The sequence below is a fragment of the Acidimicrobiia bacterium genome (assembly GCA_016650365.1).
Taxonomy (GTDB): domain Bacteria; phylum Actinomycetota; class Acidimicrobiia; order Spongiisociales; family JAENVV01; genus JAENVV01.
The window spans coordinates 1-7,607 of the sequence record JAENVV010000082.1; the positions used below are offsets into that span (position 1 = coordinate 1).

Genomic DNA, 7,607 nt, shown 5'->3' on the forward strand with positions numbered 1-7,607 from the left:
GCCGTATTGATCGCATCGTCGCTTGGCAGCTGAACCCAGTCGGTGGTGACACCCATGATCGCAAAGATCGGGAACTTCATGTAGGCAGTATCCCCGTCGAAAATGAACCGAACATCGGACAGATCTCCAAAGGCGGAGAGGTCGATGCCTTCGGTGGCGGCCGCGCCTTCAAAGGCCTCGCTCATGTCCATCCTCATCTCAAGGCGTTCGGGATTGAACGATCCTTCCATGTAAATCGTGAACGCTTGGGGCAATTCTGGGGTGGCCGCCAGCATCAAACTCGCCTCAAATCGTCCTGAGGTCGCCGCGGCGGACTGGACAGCCGCTTCGCGGAAGGCGGCCAGGTCAGAGGATGATGCAGGCGCACCATCGGCAACCGTGGTAGTCGGGGAAGCCACGGTCGTCGGTGTCTCGGCCATGGTGGTGGTGGTTTCAGCCACCGTGACCTCGGTGACAACCGACGTTATGGTGGTCGCTGGATCGTCCACTACATCTGTGCCACCCCCGCAGGCGGCGAGTACGAGCATGAGTGCGGTAATCCGGATCAGTTTCACTACAGGGCCCCCTTCTGGCTTCTTCCAACCCTACCGTTCCGACCAGTATATGTACCTGTCGAAACCGGACTCCTGACGGGAAACGCCCCATTGCGATTCGAATCGGGTACCGTCGATGGGTCGACGAAAGGACAACCATGTGGGTACGAGTGCGCGGCCTTCTCATCATGATCCGGGTGCTTGCCCCGCTATTGGCATTTCTGGCCATCTGGTTCGCCACCCACCAGGCCATCAACGCCGTCGAGGCAGCCACGGAGTCCTACCGCGTCGAGGTTGATGCGCGGGTTGACAATATCCGCGATAGCGTCTCGGGAGCCACCGACGCGCTGACGACCCTGGGGGGTTACGCGGTCGGGGTTCGCGATGCGGTCAGCCGCCAGGTGGTCGCCATCCGTGACATCGGCAACCTCCAGGTCCCATTGCCAACGGTCCTCGGGTATGACATTCCCGACATCGACGTGACCCTGCCCGGTTCAGTCGAGGTGAAACGATTGACCGACGGCATCGAAGCTGCCGGCCAGTCCCTCGGCACCAACCTGGAAGGCTTGACCGCGGTCGGCCGGGTGCCGGGCGAAGTGCGCGGCATCGCCGATGAGACCACCGGGTTCGTAGGCTCGGTACGTGACACCGTCGTCGGGTGGGCCAAGGCCATTGCCTGGATCGTCGGTTTGTTCCTGCTCGTCTTCGTCTTGACGAGACTCGGCAACATGGCCCTTGAGCTCCGACGAGGTTGGCGCATGCTCACGACCGGTATGGACGTGCCCTCGGACACTCTGGCGGCGCTCATCCGGCGGGTAACCATCCTGGAGGAGCGCCTCGCTAACGGTTGATAAAGACCTCATGAGCGGTCCTACTGGCCATCATCCCATTGATGATTTCGATCTGGTTGGCGTGCACCTGTGAGGGTGATCCACACCACACGCCCCGGCCATGCGCCCCAGTTCGAACCGCAAATGAGCGACATACTACGCAGCAGGCCCGATCACCCTCGGGCACTGGTCCTTAACCACGCCGACGCCCGAAAAGGGCGTACCGGACGTCAGCGTGGAAAGTGGGGCCGGTCTAGAAGTCGACCACCGAGCGAATGAATTGGACCAGTTCTCTGGCGATCGATCGGGCTTCTGTTAGCGACCCATGGGCGTGTCGCAGATCAGCTCGAGCCGAATCCAACGTGCTCTTGGCACCTGGCATCTGGGTCACCTGAATCGCCAGCACGATGTCAGGAATCGGGGCGGCCAACTGTTGGGCGTCGGCCACTTCGGCGTTGAAGTCTTCGAGAAGTTCCCATCCCTTTTCGACATTGATCCCATTGGATTCAAGTCTTGCCAATACCTGGGTGAGCTCGTCGCTGACCCGTCCGGCTTTGACGGTGACGCCAGCGACCACGTCTGCGGCGTTGGTCAAGCGCCCCTTGGGGATCTGGAGAGCAAAGATCCAGTGTTCTTCGACCACGGCTTTACCCAGCGGAGCCAGTTCGAGCAATGTTTCGGCAGCCTCGACCTCACCACGCAAGCTGGCAAGCTCGTCTCGATGAAACCGATAATCAGCGGTCAGGGTTGCCTGGTGGGCGGCCGTCAGATGGGCGGCTCCTTCAACCCGAACCAGGGCCGCATCGAGCGCCGCGATACGCACGTCGATCGAGCGCAGGACAGCTGCTTTGGCCTTCTCCAGGTCGCGGGCCCGGTCGGTCCGCTGGTCGGTCGGTTGATCCGTGGATTGATCGGCAACGGTCTCGCGGTTTCGTTCGTCGGTTGGCGTATCGGTCTGAGCCATGGCCACACTCGGCATGGCCATCATGAGTGCCACCAGTAGGGCAGTTGTGAATCGTTTCATGTCATTCTCCTTGTTCGAAAGCTTGATCCATGGACGAGATGGCTGACACCAACGAACCCAACAGTTCGTCAAATTCGGCGAGAGCACTCTCAACCTCTTGTGGGTCGACGGTCACGGCAACCACCGTCGTCGTGGTCGTCACCGCCGGGGCGTTTCCGCTGGTACCCGGGACGGTCGAACCGATGCCTGAACTACCTGCAGCAGGGTCAGGACCCTGATCGCCGGTCTCCGTACCTTCGGGACCTTGATCCGCATCCGCAGCGACTGGCAACACCAGCTGGGAAGACGAAGTGGTCGACGTCGATGAGTCGCCCCGGTCAGCGAGATACCGACCTGATCCGGCGTTACAGGCCGACAGCAGCATGACCATGACGATGGCGATTGATATTCGCATCAGAACTCCTTTCTCTCCCCAACTATCGAGAACGGAGGTCTGAGGCCCGTGAACCAGAAATCAGAAGTTTGTAAAGCCTGCAAAATTCATCACATGCGAAAGAACGCATATACTGATCTCACCAACCAGAAGGTAGTTCATGGAAACCCACTCATATGGCATGACCGTTCGTACCGACCTGTCGATGGAAGCTGCCGAGGCCGCCATTCGCTCGGCGCTCGCCGAGCAAGGGTTCGGCATCTTGACGGAAATCGACGTCGCCGAAACCCTCAAGAAGAAGATCGATGTCATCCGGGCGCCCTACCGAATCCTCGGGGCCTGCAATCCGGTACTCGCCAACCAGGCTCTTGAGATCGAAGAAGGAATCGGCCTGCTCTTGCCTTGCAACGTTGCGGTGTACGAATCGGGTGGCAGCACGATCGTGGCCGCCATGGAACCGGAACTCATGTCGGGAGTGACCGACAATGCCGCCCTCGCCGAGGTCGCTTCTGAGGCCAAACGACGCCTGATTCTGGCTCTTTCGACACTAGAGAACTAAGACTCGTTTTGGACAATTGGGATCTAGCCGTAGACTGTTCCTAATAGCGGCCGAAGATTGGCTGCTCTTTTAGGAAGTGAAATCGCAATGGCACAGGGAACTGTGAAATTTTTCAACGCTGAGAAGGGCTTCGGCTTCATCTCGCGAGCAGACGGCGAAGACGTCTTTGTCCACTACTCCAATATCGAAGGCGCCGGCTACCGGTCGCTCGAAGAAGGCCAAACGGTCGAATTCGAGATTGGCGCCGGACGTAAGGGCGATGAAGCCCAAAACGTTCGGGTCGTCTAGCGACTACCGCTTAAGAACCTTATTTGCGAAAGGGGCCGCTCATCCGAGCGGCCCCTTTCTGTTAACCCGGATCTCCCAGTCGATACTCGCTCCCAAGAATCGGTGAACATCGTACAGGCAATCGTCGAACGGGTCGGAAACTGCTGTACGGTCGCCAGAGATTCCGAGTAGCCTCGGAATCTCTGGGAAGAACACGGAGCACGCATCCCCATGGCGGCACCACAACACGCGCTGTACCTACCGCGACTGGTCTTTGACTGGCTGCGCGAACGACCGACCGCTTCGTCGGGATCGGTCCACGGAACTTTGATCTTCGCTGACGTTTCCGGGTTCACTGCCCTGTCGGACCGCCTGGCGATCGAGATGGGCCGCGGCGGGTCCGAAAAGGTAACGTCGGTCATGAACGAGGCTTTCGCCGAACTCGTCGAGATTGTCTTTCTCGAACATGGCGACCTGCTCAGATTCGGGGGCGACGCCCTCGTCGCGTTATTCACCGAAGAGCACCATTCAGGCAGGGCCTGCCGGGCAGCCATCGACATGCGCGATGCGATCGGGGATATCGACGCTGGGGATATCGACTTGAACATTTCGATCGGAATAGCCAGCGGCGACATCAACGTCAACGTGATCGGACGTGAGCATCGCGAGATGATCCTCTCGGGACCAACCGTCGACGAGGTCATCGGTGCCGAATCCGGGGCGACGGCAGGCCAGATTTTCGTGTCGCCGGTTCTGGCCGAGGAGATCTCAAACGTCGCCACCAAAGATCCCTCTGGCTTCTGGCAATTGAAAGCCGACCCGGATAGCGCTCCCCTGCTGGACGAACCGGAGGATCTGACGTTTACCGAAGACGCATCCTTCTCGGACTTCATCTCACCGGACTTCCGTAATCTGCTCACGTTGACACTCCAACAAGGCGAGCACCGACCGGCCTCGATCGGGTTCGTCAAGTTCTCCGGTCTGGCCGCGCTCGACGAATCAGATCGGGCGGTATCGCTTGAGTCGTTGTTCAAGGCCGTTACCAACGCCTGTCAGGAATTCGATGTGGCATATGTGTCGAACGACATCGACAAAGACGGCGGAAAGTTCATTCTGGCCGCCGGGGTTCCTCGCCGGTCCAGCGGCGAAGAGGAAATGGCTTTGGCATTACACGCAATCGTCGCTCGCCCCCACCACCTCAAGGTATCCGGCGGGTGCGCCAGGGGCTACGTCTTCTCCGGCGACCTGGGTGCCCCTTCCCGTCGGGTCTTCACCGTCATGGGTGACACCGTGAACCTCGCTGCCCGCCTCGCGTCGGCTGCTCACGCCGGCCAGGTATTGATTACCGAAGCGGCACTAGAACGGAGCCGGGGCGCTTTCGAAACGAACCGGTTGGCGCCGATTTCCCTCAAGGGCAAATCCAAAGACGTGTCACCCTTTGAAATCCTGTCCTCCGAGATCACCGACACGGCAGTAGCCACCATCCCTCTTTTCGGTCGCGACACCGAACTGCGCCACGTTGCCCGGCTCGTCGAGAAAGGCATAGCGGGTTCGGGAACCGTGCTTGCTCTGGTAGCGGCCGACGGCATCGGTAAAGGCCACCTCGCCAAGGTCGCTCTCGAACAAATTCATCCGGAAGTTCGCAAAATCACCGTAGCCCTGGGCAGCGGTCAGACCCACGCGGCGGCTAAGGGCCTGATGGCCGCTTTGGCCGGGATCGAACAAGGTGCCTCAACCGTCGAACAGCTCACGGCAGCCGTCAAGCAACACCGGCCCAAGCTGACAGAGTGGCTGCCCTTGTTGGCTCGCAACTGGTCAATCGAGCTGCCGGGAACCGAAACCACGAACACGCTCGGTGTCGAGTTTGTGGCGGCCCGGATGGCCAGGATCACGGCTGAGCTCCTATGCGCAGCGGGAGGGAACGAGCCAACGGTGATCCTGGTCGAAGACCTCGACCTAGCCGATCAAGCATCGCAAGCCTTTTTACATGAAGTAGTCATGCAAGTCGAACATCGCCCATGGTCGCTCATCCTCACCTCCCAATCCGATCCTGAATGGGGAGCGACCGTAACCGTTGTCCAGATCGCTCCGTTTGATGACGCCACAGCCCAGGGATTTGTCCGGTGGGTTCTCGACGACCGGGTACTGCCCGCCTCGTCGATCGCCCTCATCGTTGAACGTGGCAAGGGCAACCCGCACATGTTGAGCGAGTTGACGCTCAGCGCGGTTGAGGGTGGCACCGTCCCCGAATCGGTGGAAGCCGCCGCTTTGGCCAAGCTCGATCGACTCGACCCTCGCGACAAACAACTCCTCATGTACGCAGCCGTCCTCGGCAACGAAGCGCGTATCGACATTCTCGCCTCCCTCCTACCCGAAATTGCTTCGGCCATCGAAGATTCGGAGTCCTGGAACCGGTTGGCCGGGTTTATCGACAGCACCGTCATCGGGAAACTCAAGTTCAAAGATCCGCTCGTCAGAGACGTTGCGTACAGCATGCTGCCCCAGCGCCGCCGTCAGGAGATTCACGAATTGGTCGGCAATGCGATCGAGAAGCGGGCCCGGCGACGTCCGGAACGCTTCGTGGGTGACCTCTCCTACCACTACCACCTCGCCCACGACTGGGAACGCTCCGCCAACTACTCCCGGCAGGCCGCCGTGCGAGCCGAACACAGTTTCGAGTTGGTCAAGGCAAGCGAACTCTGGCGGCGTGCCATCGAGGCGGCCGAGTCCATGTCGACCCCGCCAGCGGAACTACCCGACATTTACGAGCATCTCGGTGACGCCCATGACAGCGCCGGGATGTTTCCTGAAGCCGAGTCCGCCTACACCAAAGCCGAGGACCTGGTCAGCGACGGGGCGACCCGGAATCGTTTGGCCCGCAAGCGGGGCCTCGTCGACATCCAGCTCGGTAACCCGGGCATCGGTCGGGAACGGCTCGACGCAGTGTTGGCCTCTGACGAGGCGGCGACCGTTGACCAACTTGAAGCCATGCTTGCCATTGCCGGGCTGGAGACTCGCACCGGGCATCCAGAAGAAGCTGCCCGCTGGTGCCGCAAAGTAATCGAGCAGGCCGGTCCCGAGGGCTATCCGCCTCAGCGAGCCCGGGCCTATCACATCATGGCACTGGCCTCGTCCGATGCCGGTCTTCCCGAGGCCGAGGAACAGGGCAAGCAGGCTCTGCACATCTATGAGGAGATCGACGACAAGGCCGGCATTTCGAAGGCTTTGAACAACCTGGGTTATACGGCGTTCTACAAGGGCGACTGGGAGGCGTGCGAGGAATACCACCTTCGTAATCGCGAAACCACCCGGGAACTCGGGGACCTCTTGAGCAGAGCACTGGCCGGCTACAACCTCGGCGAGCTGTACCTGGAGCAGGGCAGGTTTGCAGAGGGCCAGCCGCTCCTGGAGGAGACCCTGGCGGCCTTTCGGGGCGCCCGTCACAAGGTCGGGGAAGCCGTCACCCGGATCGCCCTCGGGCGTCTCCATTCGCGGCTTGCCCGCATCGAACAGGCCAACACCATGCTCGACCGAGCCCTATCGGTCGCCGAGGAAGCCAACGCCACCCAGTATCGCGTTGACGTTGCCTTGGCCCGGACCGAGGTAGCCCTGATCACCGGCCACATCGACGACGCATGTGATCTGATCAACGAGACACTACAAGGGGACATAGAGGACACCACCCTGCACGCCCGCCTTGTCACCCTCCAGTGCTACGCCATGTTCTGTGCCGATGGCTCCGAGAACACGAGAGTCACCTTCGCGAGGGCGCGTGAATTGGCCGAGAAGGTCGGCGCCTTGCATTTGCGCTACGCCGTCGTCGAAGTCGACGCCCGCCTATTCAACGTAGAGAACGACCGACTGGAAGAACTCGCCGGACAGTTACGCATCCAGGCCCGACCGGTCTTCCGCACCGGCTGACCAGGTGCCGTAACGGCCCCGACTTCGCACACAGTCAGAGACTCCTAGGCGAGACCGGTCGGAGGCGACCGACCGATCCCGCACAGGTTTTTTACGTCTA

The 7,607-nt window shown here is 60.6% G+C and carries 7 protein-coding genes; 4 read left to right on the top strand and 3 right to left on the bottom strand.

From position 1 onward, the window contains the following. Positions 1-554, bottom strand: a 554-nt coding sequence (locus JJE47_04810; GenBank protein ID MBK5266734.1) for a hypothetical protein, incomplete at its 3' end; no start/stop codon positions are given. A 137-nt stretch (positions 555-691) separates the two neighbouring features. On the opposite strand from JJE47_04810, the gene JJE47_04815 reads away from it, so the two are divergent. After that, positions 692-1,384 carry a hypothetical protein gene (locus tag JJE47_04815; protein ID MBK5266735.1) on the top strand — a complete coding sequence of 231 codons (693 nt, stop codon included), beginning with the start codon at positions 692-694 and terminating at the stop codon, positions 1,382-1,384. A 232-nt stretch (positions 1,385-1,616) separates the two neighbouring features. Here the strand turns inward: JJE47_04815 and JJE47_04820 are convergent, their stop codons facing one another. Together JJE47_04820 and JJE47_04825 are read right to left on the bottom strand one after the other, a co-directional pair. Continuing rightward, entirely contained in the window at positions 1,617-2,387 is a 771-nt protein-coding gene (locus JJE47_04820) for a hypothetical protein (GenBank protein MBK5266736.1), read from the bottom strand. 1 nt (position 2,388) lies between these two features. Beyond that, positions 2,389-2,781 (bottom strand): hypothetical protein, encoded by a 393-nt coding sequence (locus JJE47_04825; GenBank protein ID MBK5266737.1) that lies wholly within the window; start codon positions 2,779-2,781, stop codon positions 2,389-2,391. Positions 2,782-2,941: 160 nt separating this feature from the next. Here JJE47_04825 and JJE47_04830 point away from each other — a divergent pair, with 160 nt between their 5' ends. The 3 genes from JJE47_04830 to JJE47_04840 all read left to right on the top strand — a co-directional run bounded on the left by JJE47_04830 (position 2,942) and on the right by JJE47_04840 (position 7,507). Then, the gene (locus tag JJE47_04830; protein ID MBK5266738.1) at positions 2,942-3,319 is read left to right on the top strand and encodes a DUF302 domain-containing protein; all 378 of its coding nucleotides are present in this window, start codon (positions 2,942-2,944) and stop codon (positions 3,317-3,319) included. Between the two features lie 87 nt (positions 3,320-3,406). After that, on the top strand, positions 3,407-3,607 hold the full coding sequence (locus JJE47_04835; protein ID MBK5266739.1) for a cold-shock protein: 201 nt from the start codon (positions 3,407-3,409) through the stop codon (positions 3,605-3,607). A gap of 210 nt (positions 3,608-3,817) precedes the next feature. After that, the gene (locus tag JJE47_04840) at positions 3,818-7,507 is read left to right on the top strand and encodes a tetratricopeptide repeat protein (protein ID MBK5266740.1); all 3,690 of its coding nucleotides are present in this window, start codon (positions 3,818-3,820) and stop codon (positions 7,505-7,507) included. The last annotated feature ends 100 nt before the right edge of the window (positions 7,508-7,607 follow it).

What these genes read in the sequence shown, in the direction of transcription:
- JJE47_04815 (MBK5266735.1), top strand. Translation starts at nt 692, where the DNA reads ATGTGGGTACGAGTGCGCGGCCTTCTCATCATGATCCGGGTGCTTGCC.
- JJE47_04825 (MBK5266737.1), bottom strand. Translation starts at nt 2,781, where the DNA reads ATGCGAATATCAATCGCCATCGTCATGGTCATGCTGCTGTCGGCCTGT.
- JJE47_04830 (MBK5266738.1), top strand. Translation starts at nt 2,942, where the DNA reads ATGACCGTTCGTACCGACCTGTCGATGGAAGCTGCCGAGGCCGCCATT.
- JJE47_04840 (MBK5266740.1), top strand. Translation starts at nt 3,818, where the DNA reads ATGGCGGCACCACAACACGCGCTGTACCTACCGCGACTGGTCTTTGAC.
- JJE47_04820 (MBK5266736.1), bottom strand. Translation starts at nt 2,387, where the DNA reads ATGAAACGATTCACAACTGCCCTACTGGTGGCACTCATGATGGCCATG.
- JJE47_04835 (MBK5266739.1), top strand. Translation starts at nt 3,407, where the DNA reads ATGGCACAGGGAACTGTGAAATTTTTCAACGCTGAGAAGGGCTTCGGC.